The following is a 21,237-nucleotide window of genomic DNA, read 5'->3' as shown; positions in this document are numbered from 1 at the left end:
AAGGTTCAATGACGATGCTCGCGGGTCACCCCGGCATCGAATTGCGCGACGATCTGTTTCCATCCGGCAGCGGTCAGTGCCGCGTCGGACAGGTCCGTCGGTACTTGCAGGTCGACAGCGCGGTTAAGCCAGATGTCCGGCGCGTCTTCGTTCAGGCGCATCAGAAACGAACCGGCCACGGCAGGTGCCTGGCTGTGGCCGAAGTAAGCGCTGTTGCCCAGCAATCGCCAGGCATGACCGCCACGGCTCACTGAGCTGGCATCCTGGGCGAAGGGTGCAAAACCTTCGTCGGCCAGGCTCTGCGGAGTCGGCAGAGACTGCTGTTCTTCGCGCAACAAGTGGATTTCGTCGAGGGTCACTCGCAGGTCGGCGTAGATGCCTTGTTCGCTGGCGGCGAGGTCGCGACGGGCGTCGAGTTGATGGCTGGACACCGGCTCCGGCTCATGGGAGACCCCGCGCCACGCCACCACGGAGCCGGCGACCGCGAGGATCAGCAGGCAGATCAGCAGCACATTGAGGGTTTCATGGCCGGCGCCGGCGGGGCGCACGATTTGGGTGGTCGGTGTGGTCATGGGGCTTCGATATCCGCTTGGTCGATTTCGACCACATGGCCGGGGCCGGCGTCGAACAACACGTAGAACTCGGCGCCGGGTTTCTTGAAGGTCAGGGTCGAATCGGCGCCGAGCTTGCCCGGCACCAGAATGGTTTCGTCGTAGCCGATCACATCGAGGGTCACCCCCGGTGCGCCGCTGCCATCGGAAAAACCGCCGGTGCATTTGATCTGTTCGGCATCGATGGCCTTGCACTCGCACATCGGGTTGTGGGCCAGGGCTGCGGTGCTGAAACCGGCACACAACGCCAGCAATGCGACGCTCATGTTCAGGCGAGTAGGGCGGCTCATGGTTTGGCTCCTTGTTTGTTCAGCCAGGCAACGGTGGCGGGCGAGGCCTGGCTTAGCGGAATAGAGGCTTGATGCAGGCTGCCGTCCCAGCCTTCCATGGTGATCCACAGATCGGCGTCGGCTTTGGTTTTCTCCGGCACCGGCAACTGGATGCCCATGCGATAGGGCGTGCCGAAAAAGATCGAACCGGCGGCCCGCAGGCTGCGCGGCTTGCCGATGCGCAGGTAGGTGGCCTTGACCGGTTCGATACAGGCATCGCAAAGCGCAGCGTTGAAGCCTTTCAGATAGCCCGCCGGTCCGTCGGAGCGGGGTGCTTCGTCACGCAGTTCGGCCAGGCGCAGGCTCCAGGGACCTACCTGGATTTCGCCGATCTCGCGCTCGCCCAGGCCGCTGTCGCCACGGAACAGCGCGGCGTCGGCGAAGTATCTGGGCATGAAACCCAGCGGGATCAGCAGCAACAGCACGTTGATGTGGAAACGCCATTTGTGCCAGATCACGCTCAGTCGGGAAGGCTGAGCCACGGTGGTGGACTTGCTCACGGGCTGACCTCCGACGGTTCACCGCGCAGGGCCGGTTGCGCCTTGACGCGTTGTTTCTTGTGCTCGCGCTTGAGGGCGTTGGCGGTGGCCAGCGCGGTGCGTTTGGTCCAGATCAGTAAGCCGCTGAGGACCATCATGCTCAGCAGCAGGCCGAAGAAGAACCAGATCAGCTTGATCCACAGGCCGCCGAAATCCCCGGTGTGCAGCGGGCGCATGGACTCGGTGACGAACTCCAGCGACGTGCGGTCGGACAACAGCCGCGAAGCCGCCACCTCTCCGCTGTACGGATTGAGCGTCGCGGTCTGGTACATCAGCGGATACCAGCCGCGACCACCGATATCCAGATGTGCATAGGCATTGCCCGGCAGGCTGATGAAGCTGGCTTCCAGGCCGGGGATTTTCGACCGGGCGATTTCGATGGCGCGGTCCAGGCTGATGCGTGGCGGCGGTGCGCCATCGGAGGAAATCGGGACGGCTTCCCGGGACATGGCCGGAATGATCGGTTCGCTGGAAATGGAGATCTGGTTATCCGACAGCAGCGCCTGGATCAGGAACCAGGTACCGGTGATGGAAATCACCGCAATGAACCAGATCGACCAGATGCCGCTCAAGCGGTGGAAGTCGCCCCAGAAGATCCGTGCGCCATGGTTGAAACGCAGGGTCGGACGGAAAAAACCTTTCCAGAAGCGTTTGTACACCACCAGCCCGGTCACCAGCGAAGCCAGCATTGGCAGGCCGAGAAACGACACCAGGTACCAGCCCCAGCTGAAACCGTTGGTGAACGGCACCAGCCACCAGCCGTGCAGCGCGCGGGTGAAGGCCTTGAAGTTGAAATTCGGCGCGGTGCCCTGGATCACCCCGGTGTACGGGTTGACGTAGACCGTCAGCGAGCGCCCGTCCGGGTAGCTGACATCGACGTCGAGGGCAAAGTGCGATTCGTCCGGACGATTGATGCTTTGCACCTGAGTCCGGGGTTCGGCCTTTTTGATCTCGGCGAGGATCTGGTCATAACTCAGGCGCTGAGCATCGTCCGACGGTGCGCTGGCGCGCATTTGCGGGTTGGCCAGCCAGACGATTTCCTGGCTGACCACCGCCAGGGTGCCGGTGACGCAGACGATCAGGACAAAAAACCAGATCGGCAACGCCAGCCAGCTGTGTACCAGGAACCACAGTTTCGAGCGGGATTTCTTCGACATGATGACGGGTCTTGATTCGGTGACAGGACGCAGCACTACGGGCTTCGCAGCGCGGGAGTCCCTGAAGGGCCGGTGGCGGCTTTTGCCTGTGCGACCGGCCCGCATCTCAATAAGACGGATGACCGAAGCAAATCCCGATGAAGGATATGAAAGTAAATGTTTCTTGTGGGAGCGAGCTTGCTCGCGATAGCGTCGTGTCTGACAGCTTGAATGTCACAGACACACCGTCATCGCGAGCAAGCTCGCTCCCACAAGGGATTGTGTTGAACTTTTTGGCGGCGAATCAGCGCAGGAACGGCAGCACTTCGGTAAGCAACAGCTCAGGCACTTCTTCAGCGAGGTAGTGACCGGCGGGCAGGGACTTGCCACGCACGTCGGTGGCCACCTGCTGCCATTCCCTGAGCGGATCGAAGCACCGGCCGACCGTGCCTTCGGCTCCCCAGAGCACCAACAAAGGCAAGCTCAGATGATGGTTGGCCGCGAGGTCGGCACGGTCGTGTTCCAGATCGATCCCGGCACTGGCCCGGTAATCCTCGCAGATGCCTCGGGCACTGCCGGGCTGGCTCAGGCATCGCAGATATTCAGCGAACGCGTCGTCAGTGAACGGCTTGAGCCCGGCGCTGCGGCTGCCCATGACACTGCGCAGATAGCCTTCGGGATCGGCCTCGATCAACGTTTCCGGCAGCGGTGCCGGGCGGATCAGGAAAAACCAGTGCCAGTAGGCTCGGGCGAAGGCTTCGTCGGTCTGGCTGTACATCGCCAGGGTCGGCGCGATGTCCAGCAGCACCATGCGCTGCACGGCGGCGGGATGATCGAGGGCCAGGCGATGGGCGACCCGCGCGCCACGGTCGTGGGCGAGGATCGAAAATCGGGTAAAGCCCAGCGCCGTCATCAGTTCCACGTTGTCGCGGGCCATCTCCCGTTTGGAATAGTGGACATGCCGTTCATCGGCCGGCGGTCGGCTGCTGTCGCCATAACCGCGCAGGTCGGCGGCGACCACGGTGAAATGTTCGGCCAGTTGCTCGGCGACCTTGTGCCAGATGACGTGGGTCTGCGGGTGCCCGTGCAACAGCAGCAGGCCGGGGCCGCTGCCACCGACGCGATAGTTGATGTCCACGCCGTTGACGTGGCGCTGGTCTTTGACGAATCCGGCAAACATCGGCTTGATCCTTTATTCAGGCAGGTGGCCTGCATCGTGGAATTGCCGGGCGTTCATGACAAGGCGTGAAACGTGTTGGGATTGTTCATGAAGCGTGTAGAGCCAGAGTGCCTGTCGCGGGCAGGTACACGCCGATCCCGTGTGGGAGCGAGCCTGCTCGCGAAAGGACCGGTTCGGACCCTGAATGACTCAACCCTGTTGAAACATTTCCTTCGCCCGTTGCTCGATCTGCTCCTGGGTCAGATCCTCCTTGCGGGTGGCCAGGAACCACACATGCCCGAATGGATCTTTCAACGTACCGCTGCGATCCCCATAGAACTGATCCTTGACCTCGGACACAGCGGTCGCCCCGGCATCCAGTGCACGCTGGAACGACTTGTCGACATCGGTCACATACAGATGCAGACCGACGGACACGCCGCTGTCCGGATTGCGCAATGGCCCTTGGTCGCAGGGTGTGCCGAGCATGATGGCGCTGTCGCCGATGCGCAGTTCGCAGTGGCCGACACGACCGTCAGGCATGCTCAGGCGCATGACTTCGGTGGCACCGAATGCCTTTTTATAGAAATCGATGGCCTCGGCAGCTTTGTGAATGCCGAGGTACGGGGTAATGCTGTGATACCCCTCGGGAATGGGTTTGACACTCATGGCGTTGCTCCCTGTTGTTATTTGGCGGTTGACTGCATGTCTTCGACGGGAATGCCGGTCGCTCCACTATAGGCGTGTGTCGCCGCCGCGACCGAGTACCCGACGAGCAGTGTTCAGCCATCGACAGTGAAGCAACAGAATGCGCGGGTTTTTACCTTCAGATTCCGCACGAAACCTCTGAAGGCCGCGTAAGACGTGGGCTGCCAGTCAGGCACAGAAGCTGCAATGACCCGGTACAACATCGATACCGAGAGTCATCCATGCCTGAATCTGCCGTTTATCCGATCAACCCGCCGACCGCCCGTCGCATCACCGACGATGCCGAAGCCTTGCGCGTGGCCGTACAGGTCGCCGCCGTTCTGCAGGAGCGCGCCGCCGAGCGCGACCGCAGCCGTGAAGTGCCTGCCGAGATCGTCGATCTGTATTCCAACAGTGGTCTGTGGGGCATCACCGTGCCGAAGGAATATGGAGGGGCGCAGGTGTCGTACGCGGTGCTGGCGCAGGTGATCGCGATCATTTCCGCCGCCGATCCGTCCCTCGGGCAGATCCCGCAAAATCATTACTGCCTGCTCGAGGATATCCGCCTGCAAGGCACCCCGGCGCAGCAGGCGCATTTTTTTGAACTGGCGCTGCAAGGCCATCGCTTCGCCAATGCGCTGTCGGAAACCGGCGGCAAGAACGTGCAGGACATCCAGACCACGATCCGTCGTTATGGCGACAGCTTCGTGATCAATGGCCGCAAGGGTTACTGCACCGGCTCGCTTTACGCTCACTGGCTGGCGGTGCTGGCGCTGGATGAAGAACAGAAGGGCCAACTGGCTTTCGTCGAGCGTGGCACGAAAGGGCTGGTGATCGTCGACGACTGGGACAGCATCGGCCAGCGCACCACGTCCAGCGGCACGGTGCTGGCGGAAGATCTGCTGGTGGCGCCATTCAGTCTGTTTCCGACTTATCGTTCCTACGAAAGTCCGACCCTGGCCGGGCCGTTCGCGCAGTTGACCACCGCCGCCATCGACGCCGGCATTGCCCGGGCGGCGCTGCGGGATACAGTTGAGTTCGTCCGCCAGTTCGCCCGGCCATGGATCGATGCCGGGGTGGGGAAGGCCAGCGAAGATCCGCTGACGATCATTCAGATCGGCGCGCTGGAAATCCGTCTGGAAGCCGCCGAAGCCTTGCTCGAACGGGCAGGTCATGCACTGGATGCCGCGCGTCCGTCACCGGATGAAGACAACGTCGCGCTGGCATCCCTGGCCGTGGCCAAGGCCAAAGTGCTGACCACCGAAATCGCCATCGAGGCCAGCAACAAACTGTTCGAACTCGGCGGCACCCGTTCGACCTTGAAGAAACACAACTTCGACCGCCACTGGCGCAACGCCCGGGTTCACACCCTGCATGACCCGGTGCGCTGGAAATACCACGTGGTCGGCAACTGGCTGCTCAACGGCGTCAAACCACCGCGCCACGACTGGTCCTGATGATGGCCGAGTGGTTCAGACACATTTACTGGGCCGACATTGCCCAGGCCTGCCTCGATACGTTGAGCATGCTCGGTGCGGCGCTGCTATTCACGGTGATTCTGGGTCTGCCGCTGGGGCTGCTGCTGTTTCTCACCGGCAAGCGCCAATTGCATGAAACGGTCGGCGTGTATCGGGTGCTGTCGGTGATCGTGAACATGCTGCGTTCGCTGCCGTTCATCATTTTGCTGATCGTGCTGATTCCGCTGACCACGTTGCTGGTGGGCACCTCGCTGGGTGTACCGGGCACCATTCCGCCGCTGGTGGTCGGCTGCACACCGTTCTTTGCACGGCTGGTGGAAACCGCGCTGCGGGAAGTCGATCGCGGCGTGGTCGAGGCGACCCAGGCCATGGGCGCCAGCACCTGGCAGATCATCCGCCACACCCTGTTGCCGGAAGCCCGTGGCGGGTTGCTGGCGGCGGTGACGGTCACCGCCATCGTGCTGGTGGATTACACGGCGATGGCCGGCGTGATCGGTGGCGGCGGGCTCGGCGATCTGGCGATCCGCTTCGGCTATCAGCGTTTTCAGACCGACGTGATGGTGGTCACCGTGGTGTTGCTGCTGATTCTGGTGCAGGCGCTGCAAATGACCGGCGACCGACTGGTGGCGCACTACAGCCGCCGCTGAAAAAAAAGTTCACCCCATAAAGGCCCCACGTCCACCCCACGACGGCCACTCAAATCTGCCTTGGAGCAAACCATGAAAAAGACCCTGGCCGTTCTGGCTGCCGTGCTGTCGCTCGGCGCTCACGCCAACGAAAAACTGATCGTCGGTGCCACCCCGGTGCCGCACGCGGAAATCCTCGAATTCGTCAAACCGACCCTGGCCAAGGAAGGCGTGGACCTGGACATCAAGGTCTTCACCGACTTCATCCAGCCCAACCAGCAACTGGCGCTGAAAAACCTCGACGCCAACTACTACCAGTACCGGCCGTTTCTCGATGACTTCAACAAGACCCGCCACACTGATCTGGTGCCGGTGGTCGGGGTGCACATCGAACCGTTCGGTGCGTACTCCACCAAAATCAAAAACATCTCGGAACTGAAAGACGGCGCCAGCGTGTCGATCCCCAACGACCCGGTGAACACCGGTCGCGCCCTGGTGCTGTTGCATGAGGCGGGGTTGATCAAGCTCAAGGATCCGAGCAACACGCTGGCCACCCAGCGTGACATCGTCGAAAACCCCAAACATTTGAAAATCCGTGAGCTGGAAGGTGCATTGCTGGCCCGTTCGGTGAGTCAGGTGGATCTCGCGTTCGTGTTCGCCAACTACGCGCTGGAAGCCGGGATCGACACCAACAGCGCGCTGATCGTCGAAAAAGGCAAGAGCCTGTACATCGAGTTTCTGGTCGCACGTCCCGACAACATCAACGACCCTGGCCTGCAGAAACTGGCCAAGGCGTTGAATTCCGATGAAGTGCGTCAGTTCATTCTGACCCGTTACAAAGGCCAGATTGCGCCGGGTTTTTGATTGATCGATTCGACGGTTCCCGCGCCGTGGGAACCGTCAACCCGGGACATCGAGAAAGTGCGCTCCCGGCCCTTGCTCGCCCAGCACATCGCCCTGGTTGCGCAGCGGGCAGGCTTCCATCGACAGACAGCCGCAACCGATGCAACCCGTCAAACGATCCCGCAGCAGCATCAACTGATTGATTCGTTCATCCAGTTCCCGCCGCCATTGCTCCGATAACACTTTCCAGTCCGCCGCCGTCGGTGCGCGGTTGTCCGGCAACTGTTTCAGTGCCTCACCGATTTCCGCCAGTGGAATGCCCAGCCGTTGCGCCACCTTGATCAACGCCACCCGGCGCAACACTTCCCGTGGATAACGGCGCTGGTTGCCGGCATTGCGCTGGCTTTTGATCAAGCCTTTGGATTCATAAAAATGCAGGGCGGTGACGGCGACACCACTGCGGGCCGCGACTTCGCCAACCGTGAGTTGTCTGTGCAGGTTTTCCGCTGTGACCATTTGAAAATTGCCCCTTGACCTCTAGTTAACTCTAGGTTTTACCCTGCAGGCCTTCGAATCGCAAGATTCGCCTGACAGAGTGGGGGCGTCATGCAAGTTACAGCGAAAAACCGCAGCTTCACCCAATTGATCGAATTCGAAATCGAGCCCGGCCAACAACCGGCGCTGGTCGCGGCGCTGACCGTACAGACCGAACGTCTGGCCCAGCGTTATGCCGGTTTCGTCAGCGCCAGTGTCCAGGCCAGCGACGATGGCCGACGTGTGCTGGCTTTTCTGCAATGGCAATCCCGTGAAGCGGGAGAGGCGGCGTTGCGCAGTTTCGAAACCGGTGAGCAGGATTTCTGGCAACTGATCCGCACTCATCAGGCGCGGACCGTGACTTTCGGTTCATTCCAGGTACTGAGCAGCATCGCCCGCAGTCACGACGATGGCTTGCACTGCCAACTGGTGGGTTAGATCGACAACTGGATCAGGCGCTCGCCTTGCAGGTTTTCCGTAGGCCGCCGCTTGTTGACCGCCAGTTCGCCGATCTTGATCAGCCGCGTGCGAGTCACGTTGCGGCTTAGGCCGAGCAGCGCGGCGGTGTGCACCTGGTTGTAGTGGCAGAACCGATAGGCCGAACGCAACAAAGCGTCCTCGACCTTTTCATGCAGGGCGCCGGCCTGTTGTTCGAAGAGTTTCTGGAAGGCGCGTTCGAGCAGCGCTTCCGGTGAGTCGTCGACGCTGCCGTGCTGATCGTCCGGACGGTCGATGCGCAGGTTCGACAAGCGTAGGTCGTCGCGCTCAATCACGCCGTTGCGGCAGATCAGCAGCGTGTGATGGATGACGTTTTCCAGTTCGCGGATGTTGCCCGGCCAACTGTAGCCGCGCAGCTTTTGCTCGGCGCCGGGGCTGATGGTGATGCGCCCGTAACCCAGACGCTGACTGTAAGCCTCGATGAAGTGCCGGGTCAGCGGCAGGATGTCGCCGGGCCGTTCGCGCAACGGGCTCAGGTCCAGATTGACCACGTTCAGCCGGTAATACAGATCCTCGCGAAAATGCCCGGCGTTGATGGCTTTCTCCAGTTGCACGTTGGTCGCAGCGAGCACTCGCACATCGATGGGAATGCTCTTGCGTGAACCCAGTCGCACCACCTCGCGTTCCTGCAATACCCGCAGCAATTTGACCTGGATCGCCATGGGCAAATCGCCGATTTCATCGAGGAACAACGTCCCGCCATCCGCCTCTTCGAACCACCCGGCCTTGGCACTTAGGGCGCCGGTGAAGGCGCCTTTTTCATGGCCGAACAATTCGGCTTCCACCAGCGATTCGGAAAACGCCCCGCAGTTGACTGCAATGAACGGTCGGTTGCGCCGGTTGCTCAAGTTATGGATGTGCCGCGCCACCAGCTCCTTGCCGGTGCCGGTTTCACCGATGATCAGCACGCTGGCTTCGCTTGGTGCGACTTGTTGCAGATGCGCGAGCAAGGCCCGGGATTTCGGGTCTTCGAAGACCTGGGCGGTGGCGCGGATCGACGTGGCCAGGGCGGGTGAGGGCGGCAGGGTCAGCAGTTGCATGGGTCTCGCTCCACGAAAGGAAATCAGGAATAGAACGTCGGCACCGGCAGGGCCTGGTTCAGCGCCCAGTCGCCCAGCTCATGGAGTTTGTAATCCAGCGGGTCGTGCAGGGTTTGCGTGCGCAGGTTGCGCCAGTGGCGGTCGAGGCGCAGCGACGCATGGGTCGAACGGGCGCCGGTGACTTCGAACAGTCGGCTGCAAATCTCCAGCCCCTGGCGACTGGCAGCGACTTTGGCCGTGGCAATCGCCGTGGCCAGGTGACCGCGTTCTTCGGCGCTGAGGCTCGGGCCTTTGGCCCAGGCCTCGTCGAGCAGCGCGGCGGCGCGTTCCACCAGCAGACGGATGCCTTCGAGGGCCACCCAGAACTCGCCGTAATGGGCCAGCACATAAGGATCTTCACGCACCTCGCGCACCGAGGACTTGTGCCAGACACGGGTTTCGCTGAGGGTGTATTGCCGCGCTTCTTCGAAGGCGCCTTCGGCGATGCCGAGAAACATGTGGGTGAACGTCAGTTGTGCGATCAACGGGCGCAGGCAGGCGAACGGTGTGCTCAGCGGGCCGGGATCGAGCAGCAGTTCCGATTCCTCGACCCGCACCCGTTCGAACGTCGCGCTGCCGCTATCGGTCTGGCGCTGGCCGATGTTGTTCCAGTCGTTGTGCAAAGTGATGCCGCTGCGTCCGCTGGGGATCGCCGCGATCAGCAGTTTGCCGCCGTTGTTTTCGTCCACCGCCGAGGCGATCAGCATCTGTGAATCGCTGGCGCCGGAGCAGAAACTTTTCTTGCCGGAAAACTCGCGCCAGCCTCCGAGATCCTTGACCACCGTGCGGGTGTCCAGCGGATTGAGGGCGTTGCCCCAGAACCAGTTCTGCCGCGCCGTCTGTTCGAACCATGGCTGCCATTGTTCGGGACGGGAAAACAGGCGGACGGTGGCCAGCATCAAATGATGAAAACCGAAAACGTGGGCAATCGAACTGTCGACTTTGGCGAACTCGCGCACGACTTCCAGGGTTTCGCTCCAGCGCGCGCCGAGGCCGCCGTAACGGGTGGGAATGCTCAGGGCCAGCAGACCGCTTTCACGCAAGGCATCGCGTTCGGCTTTCGGCGTGCCGCCGCGTTCGTCGCGTTCGACGGCGGTCAGGGCGAATTCAGCGGCCAGTTGTCGGGCGGTCTGCAACGGGGAAAGCAGGGTGCTTTGCGGTTTGGCAGTCACTCGGTTTTCCTCAGGCGTTGGCTTTGGCGGGCAGTACATCGTTGGCGATCATTTCGCCAAACGGCCCGGTGAGGTTGGTCACGCCGCGCCCGGCCAGGCTCGCGTAGGGTTCGGGCAACAGCGGGAACACCAGTTCGGCAAACCGGTAGGCTTCTTCCAAATGCGGATAACCGGAAAAGATGAAGCTCTCGATACCCAGGTCTGCATATTCCTTGATTCGTGCCGCTACTTGTTGCGGATCACCGACCAGCGCAGTGCCCGCCCCGCCGCGTACCAGGCCGACGCCGGCCCACAGATTGGGAGCGATTTCCAGGTTGTCGCGGCGCCCACCGTGCAGGGCGGCCATGCGCCGTTGGCCTTCGGAGTCGAAACGGGAAAAGGATTTCTGCGCGGCCTCGATGGTTTCGTCGCTGATGTGTTCGATCAGTCTGTCAGCGGCTTTCCAGGCGTCTTCGGCGGTCTCGCGCACGATCACATGCAGGCGGATGCCGAACTTCACCTTGCGTCCGTGACGGGCGGCGCGCTCACGCACGTCGGCAAGTTTTTCCGCAACGGCGGCCGGTGGTTCGCCCCAGGTCAGGTACACGTCGACCTGCTCGGCGGCCAGGTCGTGGGCAGCGTCGGAGGAACCGCCGAAGTACAGCGGCGGATAGGGTTTCTGTACCGGTGGATACAGGGCTTTGGCGTTCTGCACCTGCAGGTGTTTGCCTTCGAAATCCACGGCTTCGCCTTGCAACACGCGGCGCCAGATTTTCAGGAATTCGTCGGTGACTTCGTAGCGTTCGCTGTGGCTGAGGAAACTGCCGTCGCCACGGTTTTCGTCCGGGTCGCCGCCGGTCACGACATTGATCAGCAGGCGGCCGTTGGACAGCCGATCGAGGGTCGCCGCCATACGCGCCGAGACGGTCGGCGAGATGATCCCCGGACGGATCGCCACCAGATAACGCAGGCGTTCGGTCAGCGGCACCAGCGCCGAGGCGATCACCCACGAGTCCTCGCAGGAACGCCCGGTGGGAATGAGCACACCGTGATAGCCGAGGCTGTCAGCGGCTTGCGCAACCTGTTTCAGGTAATGAAGGGTGACCGGACGCGCGCCTTGGGCGGTGCCCAGATAGTGACCGTCGCCGTGAGTCGGCAGGAACCAGAAAACATCCATGAACAGCTCCTCAGGCGATTTTCAGCAACGGTTTGATGTGCGTACCGAACAGCGGCGCGGCGCGCTCGGCGGCCAGACGGATGCGCGCTTTCAGGGGCTCGCTGGTGATCTGGTAGTCGACGAAATCGGCCTCGGTGGCGTACACACCGATGGGCAAGGTCACGGCCTGGAAGAAACTGAACAGCGGACGCAACTGGTGATCGAGGACCAGCGCATGGCGTTCGCTGCCACCGGTGGCGGCGAGCAGCACAGGGGTGTCGATCAGCGCGTTCAGATCGATCAGGTCGAATAGATGTTTGAGCAATCCTGGATACGAACCGCGATAAACCGGCGCGGCGACGATCAGCAGGTCAGCCTGTTCGATGGCCTGCAGTTCGGCTTCGATTTCCGCCGGCAACTCCTGACGGGACAGTGCGGCGCCGAGCGGGCGGGCGATATCGCCGAGTTCGATCAAGTGACTCTCGACGGGCAGGTGCCCGGACAATTCGCTCAGCAGGGCCTGGGTCAATACCAGTGTGCGAGACGGACGCCAGGTTCCGCCGGACAGGGCGACGACTTTCAATGGACGCGACATGGTCAGTTCCTTTTTCAACAGTTGCTCGGCGAGCAGTGAGTAGTCACGGGAGCAGAGCAAGCGCTGTACCAATTCCTGTAAGGCCCGTATTCCGGGGCTTTGAGCGTTGTCGACGGCTGTGCTTGTGTGACTTTCGGGCCGGTTTGTTGAACCGCTGTTGCCTGGGAAACAGTTGCTGGAGCAACAGCGCCGAACGCGATGAAGGATTTATAAGGGCTGATTGTTATTCCGTAAAAGACTGTTAATTGATATTGATAGATCTTTTTTGAATATTTGAGACTGATCTGTCGGCAAACCTGATAGCCACTATTGAGAGCGTTGATTTCTGCCACGACGAGCCCGGGCGTAGCCTTTCTCCATCGACTCCACATTGCTCGCCAGGACGCTCCCATGAATCGTTTACTGACTGTTTCCCTGATGCTCGCTGCCTCCGTTCTCGCCGGTTGCGCGAGCCACGTTTCCCCGGAACTGCGCCCTTACACGGCGGAAGAAACCCGTGAACTGGCCCTTGAAAGCCTCAATCGTCGTGGTTTGTCCTTCGATGAATATCAGGCGAAGAAAGCTGAATTGCTCGGTCAGCCGCAGAAGCCTTTCGGCTTTGATAACAAGGGTGAGATGAGCGCAGAACGAGCCGTACAGCTGCACGGGCGTCCTAGCTGATCCTCAACTGTACCGCTCGAAGTTTTACCCAACTGTCCGTGGGTTTGCGCGGCGCCGTGGGATAGGGTCAACACCTGAATGACCCTGATGGACTGCCTGCCATGACCCTCTCGCTTGACCTGCTGTTGGGCTTTGCCCTGTTTGCTCTTGTCACCTCGATCACACCGGGGCCAAACAACACGATGTTGTTGGCGTCGGGGGTGAATTTCGGCTTCAACCGCACCATTCCTCATATGCTCGGCATTACCTGCGGCTTCTTCGTGCTGGTGGTGGCGGTGGGGTTCGGGCTGGGCGCGGTCTTTCAGACCTATCCGATCCTGTACTCGGTGCTGCGGTATGTCGGCGCGGCGTACTTGCTGTACCTGGCTTGGAAAATCGCCCATTCCGGCCCGGTCGGCGACAGCGAGCAGGGCGAGGCGAAACCGATCAGCTACCTCGGCGCGGCAGCTTTCCAGTGGGTCAATCCCAAGGCGTGGATCATGGCCATCGGTGCCATCAGCACTTACACACCCATGCAGGGATATTTCACCAACGTCATCGTGATCGCTGCGGTGTTCGCCATCATCAACCTGCCGAGCGTCGGCGTCTGGGCGGCGTGCGGGACCTTGCTGCGCAACGTGCTCAAGGATCGCCGCTGGTTGCGGGTGTTCAACTGGGGCATGGCTGCGCTGCTGGTGATTTCGCTGTATCCGTTACTCCTTGAGAGCTTTAGCTGACGCAGTGCTACAACCGCCGGCCCGATGCCTGTTAAAGTCGCGTTCAGGAGCGTTCCTACGCACTTTTAAATGAAGTTGTTCTTCTTTAACGGCATCCGATCAGGTATTGATGACGCTCTCGAACCCGGACGCAGCTCACAAGGCTGCGTCGCGCCGTTTGTAGACACGAGCTTCCTGATCCCGGAACACGCTCTGCGAGTCTTTTTATGAATCAACGTCCGCTGTATTTCGATTACGCCGCCACCACTCCGGTGGACGAGCGGGTCATTCAGGTGATGATCGAGTGTCTGGGTTTCAACGGTAATTTCGGCAACCCTGCCTCCAGTTCCCACGCCTTTGGTCAGCAGGCCCGCAAAACCGTCGAAAACGCCCGCCGTCAGGTGGCCGAACTGGTCGGCGCGCAGCCACAGCAAATCGTCTGGACCTCCGGCGCCACCGAATCCAACAACCTCGCCCTCAAGGGCGTGGCTCAGGCACGCGGCGTTTCCGGCGGGCACATCATCACCAGTCAGATCGAACACAAAGCCATTCTTGACACTGCCCGGCAATTGCAGGAGTCCGGTGTGGCCGTCACCTACCTGGTACCGGACGCCGAGGGCCTGATCACTCCGCAGGCGGTCAGCGAAGCGATGCGCGATGACACCTTTCTGGTGTCGTTGATGCTGGTGAACAACGAACTCGGCACCGTCAACGACATTCCGGCCATCGGTGAAGTGGTGCGTGGGCGTGGTGCGTTATTCCACGTCGATGCGGCCCAGGGCGCCGGCAAAGTGGCGATCGATCTGGCGCAATGGCCGGTGGACCTGATGTCGTTTTCGGCGCACAAGCTTTACGGCCCCAAGGGCATCGGTGCGCTGTACGTCGGACCGCGTGCGCAACAACGTTTGCAGGCGCAGATTCATGGCGGCGGTCACGAGGGCGGGTTGCGTTCCGGTACGTTGGCGACGCATCAGATTGCTGCCATGGGCTCGGCGTTTGCCCTGGCTGCCGAGGCTTTCGAGGACGAGAAGAAAACCATCGTCGCGCTGCGCGAGCGACTGCTCGAACAACTGTTGAGCCTGCCCGGCGTGCGTCTCAACGGCAGCGCCGCGCAACGCATTCCGCACACCCTGAGCCTGACCTTCAGCGAAGGCGAGTTCAATCCGGCGGCATTGAGCCATTCGATCGCGTTTTCCGCGACCTCGGCCTGCAATTCCGCCAGCAATACACCGTCCCACGTGTTGCTGGCGCTGGGGCACGACGCACACCTGGCCGGCCGTACCATTCGCCTGAGCCTCGGCCGTTTCACCACCGCCGAGGACATCGACAAGGCTATAGATCTGATAAAGACCGCCTGCGCCAATGCTCCGGCATTCTGGGCGACAGGGCTTTAACGAGCCGGTTTCGAACGGCACCGAACAATAACGATGAAGTGATTGGCAGGAGACACGATGAGTACCCAGACTTTGACCGAAGGAACGGTTCCCCAGCGCCTGGCGCGCACCCGCGAACTGATGCGTCGCGAAGGCATTCACGCACTGCTGGTGCCGTCCGCCGACCCGCACCTGTCGGAGTACCTGCCGGGTTACTGGCAGGGGCGGCAATGGTTGTCGGGTTTTCATGGTTCGGTGGGAACCCTGATTGTCACTGCCGATTTCGCCGGTGTCTGGGCCGACAGTCGTTACTGGGAGCAGGCGACCAAGGAACTCAAGGGCAGCGGTATCGAACTGGTGAAACTGCAACCGGGTCAGCCGGGCCCGCTGGACTGGCTGGCCGAGCAGACACCGGAAGGTGGCGTGGTCGCGGTCGATGGCGCGGTCATGGCCGTGGCCTCGGCGCGGACCCTGGGCAGCAAGCTCGAAGCGCGGGGCGCCAGTCTGCGTACCGACCTCGACCTGTTGAACGAAGTCTGGAGCGACCGTCCGGGTCTGCCGGACGCACCGATCTACCAACACTTGCCGCCGCAGGCGACCGTCAGCCGTGGCGAGAAACTCGCCCAACTGCGCGAAACCCTGCAGGAGCGCGGGGCGGACTGGCACTTCATCGCCACCCTCGATGACATCGCCTGGCTGTTCAACCTGCGTGGCGGCGATGTGTCATTCAACCCGGTGTTCGTGTCTTTTGCCTTGATCGGTCAAGAGAAGGCAACACTGTTTGTGGCGTTGAACAAGGTCGACGCTGAACTGCGCGCCGTGTTGGAGAAGGATGGTGTGACCCTGCGCGACTACAGCGAAGTTGCGGATGCCCTGCGTGCGATCCCGAGCGACGCGAGCCTGCTGGTGGATCCGGCGCGGGTGACCAGCGGTTTGCTGGGCAACCTCGACAATGGTGTGAAACTGGTTGAAGGCATCAACCCGACAACCTTGGCCAAATCGAAAAAAAGCCCGGCAGATGCCGAGCATATCCGTCGGGCAATGGAGCAGGACGGCGCGGCGCTGTGCGAGTTCTTTACCTGGCTGGAATCGGCCTGGGGTCGTGAGCGCATCACCGAACTCACCATCGACGAAAAACTCACGGCAGCCCGTGAGCGCCGTCCGGATTATGTTTCGCTGAGCTTCAACACCATCGCCGCATTCAATGCCAACGGCGCGATGCCGCATTATCACGCCACCGAAGAAGAACACGCGGTGATCGAGGGCAATGGCCTGCTGCTGATTGACTCCGGCGGACAGTACCTGGGCGGTACCACCGACATCACCCGTATGGTGCCGGTCGGTACGCCAACCGAGGAGCAGAAGCGCGACTGCACCCGCGTGTTGAAGGGCGTGATTGCATTGTCCCGCGCGCATTTCCCGAAAGGCATTCTGTCTCCGCTGCTGGATGCGATCGCCCGAGCGCCGATCTGGGCCGAGAACGTGGATTACGGCCATGGCACCGGTCACGGCGTGGGTTATTTCCTCAATGTGCACGAAGGTCCGCAGGTGATCGCCTATCAGGCCGCGCCAGCGCCGCAAACCGCCATGCAGCCAGGAATGATCACCTCTATCGAGCCCGGTACTTATCGCCCGGGGCGTTGGGGTGTGCGAATCGAGAACCTGGCGATGAACGTTGAAGCTGGCAGCAGCGAGTTCGGCGACTTCCTCAAGTTCGAAACCCTGACCCTGTGTCCGATCGACACCCGTTGCCTGGAACCGTCCTTGCTCACGCAGGAAGAGAAGCAATGGTTCAACGCCTATCACACCGAAGTGCGCGAGCGTTTGAGTCCGTTGCTTAGTGGTGAGGCGTTGGCGTGGCTGAATACGCGCACTGCTGCAATTTAAGCGATTGAACGCGACTGGCGACGTCCATGAACTGCTCTCGTTGAAAGCAGCTCCTGGACGTCTGCTGGAAGAAATCTAGCGCAAGGCTTCTTCAACGAAGTCGAGTCGATCCTGACCGAAGAACAACTGATCGCCGACGAACATGCTCGGCGCGCCAAAGACGCCACGCTTGACAGCAATTTCGGTGTTCTCTTTGAGTGCGGTTTTCACCGCTTCATCGTTGGTCAACGCCAGTGTCTGCTCCGGAATAAAGCCATGTTCGGCCAGCACCGCTGCAACCGTTGCCGGTTCATCGAGTGTCCGCCCGTCGACCCAAAGTGCCTTGAACAGGCAATCGATAAAGGCCTGGAATCGTTCCGGATAGCGCAACTGAATGCCGGTCACCGCCCGCATCAAAATCAGCGTATTGATCGGAAAATGCGGGTTGAATTTCAGGGGCACGCCGTAGCGTTTGGCGTAGCGGTCGAGATCCTGAAACATGTAACGACCTTTGGCCGGGATCATCGCCGGTGATGCATTACCTGTGGCTTTGAATACGCCGCCAAGCAACATCGGGATATAGACCAGCCGGCTGTCGGTCCTGGCGCAGATGGCGGGCAGCTGGGTGTACGCCAGATAAGTGGCCGGGCTGCCAAGGTCGAAGTAAAACTCCACGGTTTTGCTCATGTTCGCTGCACTCGTTTTTATTTTTTGAGGAAGGTTACCAGCGTTCATTCCACGGACGCAGATCCAGCTCGAAGGTCCAGGCGTCCCTCGGCTGGCTGTGCAGATACCAATAGTTTTCGGCTATATGCCCGGGATCGAGAACCCCGTCCTGATCCTTGGTCGCATACTTGTCAGGGAAGTTGCTGCGGATGAAATCGGTGTCGATGGCGCCATCAACCACGACGTGGGCAACATGGATATTCATCGGCCCGAGTTCCCTGGCCATGCTCTGCGCCAGGGCGCGGATGCCATGCTTGGCGCCGGCAAACGCCGCGAATCCGGAAGCTCCACGCAGTCCCGCAGTGGCGCCGGTGAACAGAATCGTGCCGCGTTTGCGGGTAACCATACGCTTTGCCACTTCGCGAGCGTTCAGAAAGCCCGAGAAACAGGCCATTTCCCAGATCTTGAAATACTTGCGTGCAGTTTCTTCGAGGATGCTGCAAGGAACGTTGGCGCCAATGTTGAAAATGAACGCTTCAATCGGCCCGATATGGGTTTCGATCTCTTCGATCAGCCCAATCACCTCTTCTTCCTTTCGTGCGTCACAGGCAAAACCATGGGCTTCGCCGCCGTCTGCCTGAATGGCATCCACCAACGGCTGTAATTTGTCGGCGCTGCGACGTGTGACGCAAGCGATGAAACCTTCTTTGGCAAACCTTCTGGCGATGGCGCCGCCCGTTGCATCACCTGCACCGACAACCAATACGACCTTCTTGTTATTCATGGGTGGATCCCTTTGGTAAACGATCGTTAAGTGAACGAACGTTATGCTAGGATTTTGTCAGCGTCAAGACAGCTCACTCTGAGGAAAAAGCCATGCGTTACTCCGCCAACCACAAACTGGAAACCCGGGAAAAACTGCTGCAAAGCAGCGCGCTGTCGGCGAAAAGCTCCGGTTTCTCGACCGTGGGAGTGGATGGTCTGATGAAGGCGATCGGACTGAGTGGCGCTGCGTTCTACAGCCATTTCTCATCAAAAAGTGAGTTGTTCAGCGCGATCGTAGAGCGTGAGTTAAGTCAAAGCCTGGAGCGGCTGGGCGGAGAGGGAGCGCAGGACAGGCAGCGACTGCAACGCTGTCTCAAGCAGTATCTGAGCATGGCTCATGTCGAGCAGCCGGAATCCGGTTGTGCGTTACCTGCATTGGGGGCTGAGATAGCCCGGTCGGATGAGTCGGTGCGTGAACAGGCAGAGCTATGGATCTGCCGACTCCAGGAAAGTTGGGCACAGATACTGGAGAGCGACAATCTTGCCTGGTCCATTCTGTCGCAATGTGTCGGGGCGTTGGTGGTAGCACGAATGCTTGCTTCGCCCGAGATTCAGCGCAGGGTACTGGAGTCGAGCCACCAGGAGATACAGCGCGTGCTCGATGAACGATGCGCTGAGTGAGATGGCGTCGAACTATTTGCAGATGACGATCATGCTACGGCTGGTATAGCCAGCGGGATTCAGACCGAATGGATAATCACCCGGCTCCTCCACGGCGTCACCTGATTTGGCAATGACTTTGTAACCCTTCGGTGCACAGGCGTTGGCGGCGCTGGTATAGCACTTGTCCCAGGAAGAGGAGAGTCCGGAGCAATTGATATGCAGCCCTTTCTTGCCGTGCTTCACCTGGGTTTTCGATGTCGCGGCGCAGCCCGCTATGGCGAGTACGGCGATCAGTATCAAGATTCGTTTCATTACCATCCTTAATGGCGGCCTCGGGTCTGGTGCTCGGGTCCGCCCCTGTTCGCTCGCGCTGTAGGCGTTCTGATGTCCCTGTCCGAAAAATCCATGTCTGGCATTGGGTTACGTGGCTAACATGGCCTAAATGAGCACCAATTACCAGACCTGAGTCAAATCCTGTTTCAATCCGCGGCAACCGCTGGCTTGGCTGCTGCTCCCATTGTCATGGTTGCCCCCACTGACGCCAGGATGATGCATAGGATCGCCATCCATTGCGCAAACGTCAGGTATTCCTGCAGGAACAACAAACCGGACAATGCACCGAATGCCGGTTCGATGCTCATCAGTGTTCCGAACGTGCGGGCCGGCATACGGGTGAGGGCAACCATTTCCAGGGTGTAGGGCAGGGCGGTAGAGAGAATGGCAACGCCGATCGCGACCGGTATCAGGGAAGGCGTCAGTAGTGCGGCGCCCGCATGGATGATGCCGATCGGCGCGACAAACAGAGCTGCGATCATGACGCCCAGCGCTGCTGTGGTTACACCGTTATCGGCGCCGGCCTTCTGGCCGAACAGGATATACAGCGCCCAGCAGGCACCAGCCCCCAGTGCATATCCGGCGCCAACAAGATCCAGGCCGACAGTGGTCGCTCCTGTCGGTATCAGCAAAAGCAGTCCGGTAGCGGCAAGTGCGATCCAGAGGAAGTCTATTGCGCGTCGGGAGGCGTAAATGGCAACCGCCAAAGGGCCGGTGAACTCCAAGGCTACCGCAATCCCTAAAGGCACCGTACGCAATGACATATAGAAGAGGAAGTTCATGCCGCCCAAGGCCATTCCATAGACGATGACAGTGCGCAGAGACTTGGCCGTCAGGTTCGCTCTCCAGGGGCGCAGCAATAACAGCATGATCACGCTGGCAAATATCAAGCGTAATGTCGTCGTTCCTTGGGCACCAATTATGGGAAACATACTCTTGGCCAGCGATGCCCCGGATTGAATGGACGCCATGGCTATAAGTAGCAGGCCGACCGGGAAAAGGGTTGAGGCCAGGCTGCGGGGTTGATCATTCATTGCGGAAAATCATCCAGGAGGGCGGAGTTTTATTGTGATGTTGGGCAGTATATTGCGCACCGATCTGCGGCACGTCTATATAGGCGCCGGCTTTTCTACTCGCACGATAGAAAAACGAAATTAAGTGTTGACGGCAGATTCTGGAAGTCTATAATTCGCCCCACTTCCGGCGCAGTCGAAACGGAAAACTCCTTGAGATTCAATGAGTTAAGCGATTTTCGATAGCGAGTTGCTTCAGTTCATCGAAGCCTGGAAGCAGTTGAAAGAGCGGTGATGTTTGGCTCTTTTGGCGGTTCGGTCTTCTCGATCGAAAGCGGTGAAAAAGAGGTGTTGACAGCAGCGTGTAACGCTGTAGAATTCGCCTCCCGCTAACGAGAGATCGGAAGCGCAAGTGGTTGAAGTTGTTGAGAAATTCTTCGAAAACTTCTGAAAATAATCACTTGACAGTAAATGAGGCTGCTGTAGAATGCGCGCCTCGGTTGAGACGAAAGCTCTTAACCAAACGCTCTTTAACAACTGAATCAAGCAATTCGTGTGGGTGCTTGTGGAGTCAGACTGATAGTCAACAAGATTATCAGCATCACAAGTTACTCCGCGAGAAATCAAAGATGTAACCAACGATTGCTGAGCCAAGTTTAGGGTTTCTTAAAAACCCAAAGATGTTTGAACTGAAGAGTTTGATCATGGCTCAGATTGAACGCTGGCGGCAGGCCTAACACATGCAAGTCGAGCGGATGAAGAGAGCTTGCTCTCTGATTCAG

General features: G+C 60.1%; 24 protein-coding genes and 1 rRNA gene. 10 read left to right on the top strand and 15 right to left on the bottom strand.

Annotation, left to right across the window (positions count from 1 at the left end; translation table 11 throughout):
• Positions 1 to 5: 5 nt before the first annotated feature.
• The 6 genes from BBF94_RS00125 to BBF94_RS00100 all read right to left on the bottom strand — a co-directional run bounded on the left by BBF94_RS00125 (position 6) and on the right by BBF94_RS00100 (position 4,443).
• On the bottom strand, positions 6 to 572 hold the full coding sequence (locus BBF94_RS00125; protein ID WP_065257034.1) for a DUF6162 family protein: 567 nt from the start codon (positions 570 to 572) through the stop codon (positions 6 to 8).
• Positions 569 to 901 (bottom strand): hypothetical protein, encoded by a 333-nt coding sequence (locus tag BBF94_RS00120; RefSeq protein ID WP_065257033.1) that lies wholly within the window; start codon positions 899 to 901, stop codon positions 569 to 571. Before BBF94_RS00120 ends, BBF94_RS00125 begins: the two co-directional genes overlap by 4 nt.
• Entirely contained in the window at positions 898 to 1,440 is a 543-nt protein-coding gene (locus tag BBF94_RS00115) for a thiamine pyrophosphate-binding protein (protein WP_065257032.1), read from the bottom strand. Before BBF94_RS00115 ends, BBF94_RS00120 begins: the two co-directional genes overlap by 4 nt.
• Complete coding sequence (locus tag BBF94_RS00110; protein WP_065257031.1) at positions 1,437 to 2,636, bottom strand: PepSY-associated TM helix domain-containing protein; 1,200 nt, start codon at positions 2,634 to 2,636, stop codon at positions 1,437 to 1,439. Before BBF94_RS00110 ends, BBF94_RS00115 begins: the two co-directional genes overlap by 4 nt.
• A gap of 283 nt (positions 2,637 to 2,919) precedes the next feature.
• The gene (locus BBF94_RS00105) at positions 2,920 to 3,795 is read right to left on the bottom strand and encodes an alpha/beta fold hydrolase (RefSeq protein WP_065257030.1); all 876 of its coding nucleotides are present in this window, start codon (positions 3,793 to 3,795) and stop codon (positions 2,920 to 2,922) included.
• A gap of 189 nt (positions 3,796 to 3,984) precedes the next feature.
• Entirely contained in the window at positions 3,985 to 4,443 is a 459-nt protein-coding gene (locus BBF94_RS00100; protein WP_065257029.1) for a VOC family protein, read from the bottom strand.
• A gap of 260 nt (positions 4,444 to 4,703) precedes the next feature.
• Here BBF94_RS00100 and BBF94_RS00095 point away from each other — a divergent pair, with 260 nt between their 5' ends.
• From BBF94_RS00095 to BBF94_RS00085, 3 genes are all read left to right on the top strand, one after another.
• Positions 4,704 to 5,918, top strand: coding sequence for an SfnB family sulfur acquisition oxidoreductase (locus BBF94_RS00095; RefSeq protein ID WP_065257028.1), 1,215 nt, complete (start codon positions 4,704 to 4,706; stop codon positions 5,916 to 5,918).
• A 2-nt stretch (positions 5,919 to 5,920) separates the two neighbouring features.
• Positions 5,921 to 6,586, top strand: coding sequence for a methionine ABC transporter permease (locus BBF94_RS00090; RefSeq protein WP_065257262.1), 666 nt, complete (start codon positions 5,921 to 5,923; stop codon positions 6,584 to 6,586).
• Positions 6,587 to 6,658: 72 nt separating this feature from the next.
• Positions 6,659 to 7,429 (top strand): MetQ/NlpA family ABC transporter substrate-binding protein, encoded by a 771-nt coding sequence (locus BBF94_RS00085; protein ID WP_065257027.1) that lies wholly within the window; start codon positions 6,659 to 6,661, stop codon positions 7,427 to 7,429.
• 36 nt (positions 7,430 to 7,465) lie between these two features.
• Here the strand turns inward: BBF94_RS00085 and soxR are convergent, their stop codons facing one another.
• Positions 7,466 to 7,924, bottom strand: a complete 459-nt coding sequence (soxR, locus tag BBF94_RS00080) for a redox-sensitive transcriptional activator SoxR (RefSeq protein WP_065257026.1) — start codon at positions 7,922 to 7,924, stop codon at positions 7,466 to 7,468.
• 90 nt (positions 7,925 to 8,014) lie between these two features.
• Here soxR and BBF94_RS00075 point away from each other — a divergent pair, with 90 nt between their 5' ends.
• Positions 8,015 to 8,380, top strand: coding sequence for an antibiotic biosynthesis monooxygenase (locus tag BBF94_RS00075; protein ID WP_065257025.1), 366 nt, complete (start codon positions 8,015 to 8,017; stop codon positions 8,378 to 8,380).
• On the opposite strand, the gene BBF94_RS00070 is transcribed toward BBF94_RS00075, so the two are convergent.
• From BBF94_RS00070 to msuE, 4 genes are read right to left on the bottom strand one after another with little or no spacing between them, the layout of a single operon-like run.
• Positions 8,377 to 9,480, bottom strand: coding sequence for a sigma-54 interaction domain-containing protein (locus BBF94_RS00070; RefSeq protein ID WP_065257024.1), 1,104 nt, complete (start codon positions 9,478 to 9,480; stop codon positions 8,377 to 8,379). The two genes, BBF94_RS00075 and BBF94_RS00070, sit on opposite strands and share 4 nt — an antisense overlap.
• 23 nt (positions 9,481 to 9,503) lie before the next feature.
• Positions 9,504 to 10,691, bottom strand: a complete 1,188-nt coding sequence (locus tag BBF94_RS00065; RefSeq protein ID WP_065257023.1) for an acyl-CoA dehydrogenase family protein — start codon at positions 10,689 to 10,691, stop codon at positions 9,504 to 9,506.
• Between the two features lie 10 nt (positions 10,692 to 10,701).
• A complete protein-coding gene (ssuD, locus tag BBF94_RS00060; protein ID WP_065257022.1) occupies positions 10,702 to 11,847 on the bottom strand; it encodes an FMNH2-dependent alkanesulfonate monooxygenase in 1,146 nt (381 codons plus the stop codon).
• A 10-nt stretch (positions 11,848 to 11,857) separates the two neighbouring features.
• Positions 11,858 to 12,421 carry an FMN reductase gene (gene msuE / locus BBF94_RS00055; RefSeq protein ID WP_065257261.1) on the bottom strand — a complete coding sequence of 188 codons (564 nt, stop codon included), beginning with the start codon at positions 12,419 to 12,421 and terminating at the stop codon, positions 11,858 to 11,860.
• Between the two features lie 390 nt (positions 12,422 to 12,811).
• Between msuE and BBF94_RS00050 the strand changes: the two genes are divergently transcribed.
• The 4 genes from BBF94_RS00050 to BBF94_RS00035 all read left to right on the top strand — a co-directional run bounded on the left by BBF94_RS00050 (position 12,812) and on the right by BBF94_RS00035 (position 17,036).
• Positions 12,812 to 13,081: a hypothetical protein gene (locus BBF94_RS00050; protein WP_065257021.1), complete on the top strand. Its 270-nt coding sequence runs from the start codon at positions 12,812 to 12,814 to the stop codon at positions 13,079 to 13,081.
• A 101-nt stretch (positions 13,082 to 13,182) separates the two neighbouring features.
• Positions 13,183 to 13,797, top strand: a complete 615-nt coding sequence (locus BBF94_RS00045; RefSeq protein ID WP_065257020.1) for a LysE family translocator — start codon at positions 13,183 to 13,185, stop codon at positions 13,795 to 13,797.
• A 206-nt stretch (positions 13,798 to 14,003) separates the two neighbouring features.
• Positions 14,004 to 15,170, top strand: a complete 1,167-nt coding sequence (locus tag BBF94_RS00040) for an aminotransferase class V-fold PLP-dependent enzyme (RefSeq protein ID WP_065257019.1) — start codon at positions 14,004 to 14,006, stop codon at positions 15,168 to 15,170.
• A 57-nt stretch (positions 15,171 to 15,227) separates the two neighbouring features.
• Positions 15,228 to 17,036, top strand: coding sequence for an aminopeptidase P family protein (locus BBF94_RS00035; RefSeq protein WP_065257018.1), 1,809 nt, complete (start codon positions 15,228 to 15,230; stop codon positions 17,034 to 17,036).
• 75 nt (positions 17,037 to 17,111) lie between these two features.
• Here BBF94_RS00035 and BBF94_RS00030 read toward each other — a convergent pair whose 3' ends face one another.
• Positions 17,112 to 17,702 carry a 2-hydroxychromene-2-carboxylate isomerase gene (locus tag BBF94_RS00030; protein WP_065257017.1) on the bottom strand — a complete coding sequence of 197 codons (591 nt, stop codon included), beginning with the start codon at positions 17,700 to 17,702 and terminating at the stop codon, positions 17,112 to 17,114.
• Between the two features lie 34 nt (positions 17,703 to 17,736).
• Positions 17,737 to 18,465, bottom strand: coding sequence for an SDR family oxidoreductase (locus tag BBF94_RS00025; RefSeq protein WP_065257016.1), 729 nt, complete (start codon positions 18,463 to 18,465; stop codon positions 17,737 to 17,739).
• Between the two features lie 92 nt (positions 18,466 to 18,557).
• On the opposite strand from BBF94_RS00025, the gene BBF94_RS00020 reads away from it, so the two are divergent.
• Complete coding sequence (locus BBF94_RS00020) at positions 18,558 to 19,127, top strand: TetR/AcrR family transcriptional regulator (RefSeq protein WP_065257015.1); 570 nt, start codon at positions 18,558 to 18,560, stop codon at positions 19,125 to 19,127.
• A 12-nt stretch (positions 19,128 to 19,139) separates the two neighbouring features.
• Here BBF94_RS00020 and BBF94_RS00015 read toward each other — a convergent pair whose 3' ends face one another.
• Positions 19,140 to 19,421 carry a hypothetical protein gene (locus BBF94_RS00015; RefSeq protein ID WP_065257014.1) on the bottom strand — a complete coding sequence of 94 codons (282 nt, stop codon included), beginning with the start codon at positions 19,419 to 19,421 and terminating at the stop codon, positions 19,140 to 19,142.
• A 167-nt stretch (positions 19,422 to 19,588) separates the two neighbouring features.
• Entirely contained in the window at positions 19,589 to 20,476 is an 888-nt protein-coding gene (rhtA, locus tag BBF94_RS00010) for a threonine/homoserine exporter RhtA (protein WP_065257013.1), read from the bottom strand.
• 665 nt (positions 20,477 to 21,141) lie between these two features.
• Between rhtA and BBF94_RS00005 the strand changes: the two genes are divergently transcribed.
• Positions 21,142 to 21,237: ribosomal RNA gene (locus tag BBF94_RS00005) — 16S ribosomal RNA — on the top strand; the annotation flags it as partial.

The organism is Pseudomonas bananamidigenes, assembly GCF_001679645.1.
Taxonomy (GTDB): domain Bacteria; phylum Pseudomonadota; class Gammaproteobacteria; order Pseudomonadales; family Pseudomonadaceae; genus Aquipseudomonas; species Aquipseudomonas bananamidigenes.
Note: the sequence above shows the minus strand (reverse complement) of the source record. Positions and strands in the feature narration are given on the sequence as shown.

Excerpts from the sequence above, each read along its gene's own strand:
- BBF94_RS00105 (WP_065257030.1), bottom strand. The coding sequence starts at position 3,795 with ATGTTTGCCGGATTCGTCAAAGACCAGCGCCACGTCAACGGCGTGGAC.
- soxR (WP_065257026.1), bottom strand. The coding sequence starts at position 7,924 with ATGGTCACAGCGGAAAACCTGCACAGACAACTCACGGTTGGCGAAGTC.
- BBF94_RS00100 (WP_065257029.1), bottom strand. The coding sequence starts at position 4,443 with ATGAGTGTCAAACCCATTCCCGAGGGGTATCACAGCATTACCCCGTAC.
- BBF94_RS00020 (WP_065257015.1), top strand. The coding sequence starts at position 18,558 with ATGCGTTACTCCGCCAACCACAAACTGGAAACCCGGGAAAAACTGCTG.
- BBF94_RS00035 (WP_065257018.1), top strand. The coding sequence starts at position 15,228 with ATGAGTACCCAGACTTTGACCGAAGGAACGGTTCCCCAGCGCCTGGCG.
- ssuD (WP_065257022.1), bottom strand. The coding sequence starts at position 11,847 with ATGGATGTTTTCTGGTTCCTGCCGACTCACGGCGACGGTCACTATCTG.
- BBF94_RS00125 (WP_065257034.1), bottom strand. The coding sequence starts at position 572 with ATGACCACACCGACCACCCAAATCGTGCGCCCCGCCGGCGCCGGCCAT.
- BBF94_RS00040 (WP_065257019.1), top strand. The coding sequence starts at position 14,004 with ATGAATCAACGTCCGCTGTATTTCGATTACGCCGCCACCACTCCGGTG.
- BBF94_RS00075 (WP_065257025.1), top strand. The coding sequence starts at position 8,015 with ATGCAAGTTACAGCGAAAAACCGCAGCTTCACCCAATTGATCGAATTC.
- BBF94_RS00110 (WP_065257031.1), bottom strand. The coding sequence starts at position 2,636 with ATGTCGAAGAAATCCCGCTCGAAACTGTGGTTCCTGGTACACAGCTGG.
- BBF94_RS00095 (WP_065257028.1), top strand. The coding sequence starts at position 4,704 with ATGCCTGAATCTGCCGTTTATCCGATCAACCCGCCGACCGCCCGTCGC.
- BBF94_RS00025 (WP_065257016.1), bottom strand. The coding sequence starts at position 18,465 with ATGAATAACAAGAAGGTCGTATTGGTTGTCGGTGCAGGTGATGCAACG.
- BBF94_RS00015 (WP_065257014.1), bottom strand. The coding sequence starts at position 19,421 with ATGAAACGAATCTTGATACTGATCGCCGTACTCGCCATAGCGGGCTGC.
- BBF94_RS00120 (WP_065257033.1), bottom strand. The coding sequence starts at position 901 with ATGAGCCGCCCTACTCGCCTGAACATGAGCGTCGCATTGCTGGCGTTG.
- msuE (WP_065257261.1), bottom strand. The coding sequence starts at position 12,421 with ATGTCGCGTCCATTGAAAGTCGTCGCCCTGTCCGGCGGAACCTGGCGT.
- BBF94_RS00085 (WP_065257027.1), top strand. The coding sequence starts at position 6,659 with ATGAAAAAGACCCTGGCCGTTCTGGCTGCCGTGCTGTCGCTCGGCGCT.
- BBF94_RS00030 (WP_065257017.1), bottom strand. The coding sequence starts at position 17,702 with ATGAGCAAAACCGTGGAGTTTTACTTCGACCTTGGCAGCCCGGCCACT.
- BBF94_RS00050 (WP_065257021.1), top strand. The coding sequence starts at position 12,812 with ATGAATCGTTTACTGACTGTTTCCCTGATGCTCGCTGCCTCCGTTCTC.
- BBF94_RS00045 (WP_065257020.1), top strand. The coding sequence starts at position 13,183 with ATGACCCTCTCGCTTGACCTGCTGTTGGGCTTTGCCCTGTTTGCTCTT.
- BBF94_RS00070 (WP_065257024.1), bottom strand. The coding sequence starts at position 9,480 with ATGCAACTGCTGACCCTGCCGCCCTCACCCGCCCTGGCCACGTCGATC.
- rhtA (WP_065257013.1), bottom strand. The coding sequence starts at position 20,476 with ATGAATGATCAACCCCGCAGCCTGGCCTCAACCCTTTTCCCGGTCGGC.
- BBF94_RS00090 (WP_065257262.1), top strand. The coding sequence starts at position 5,921 with ATGGCCGAGTGGTTCAGACACATTTACTGGGCCGACATTGCCCAGGCC.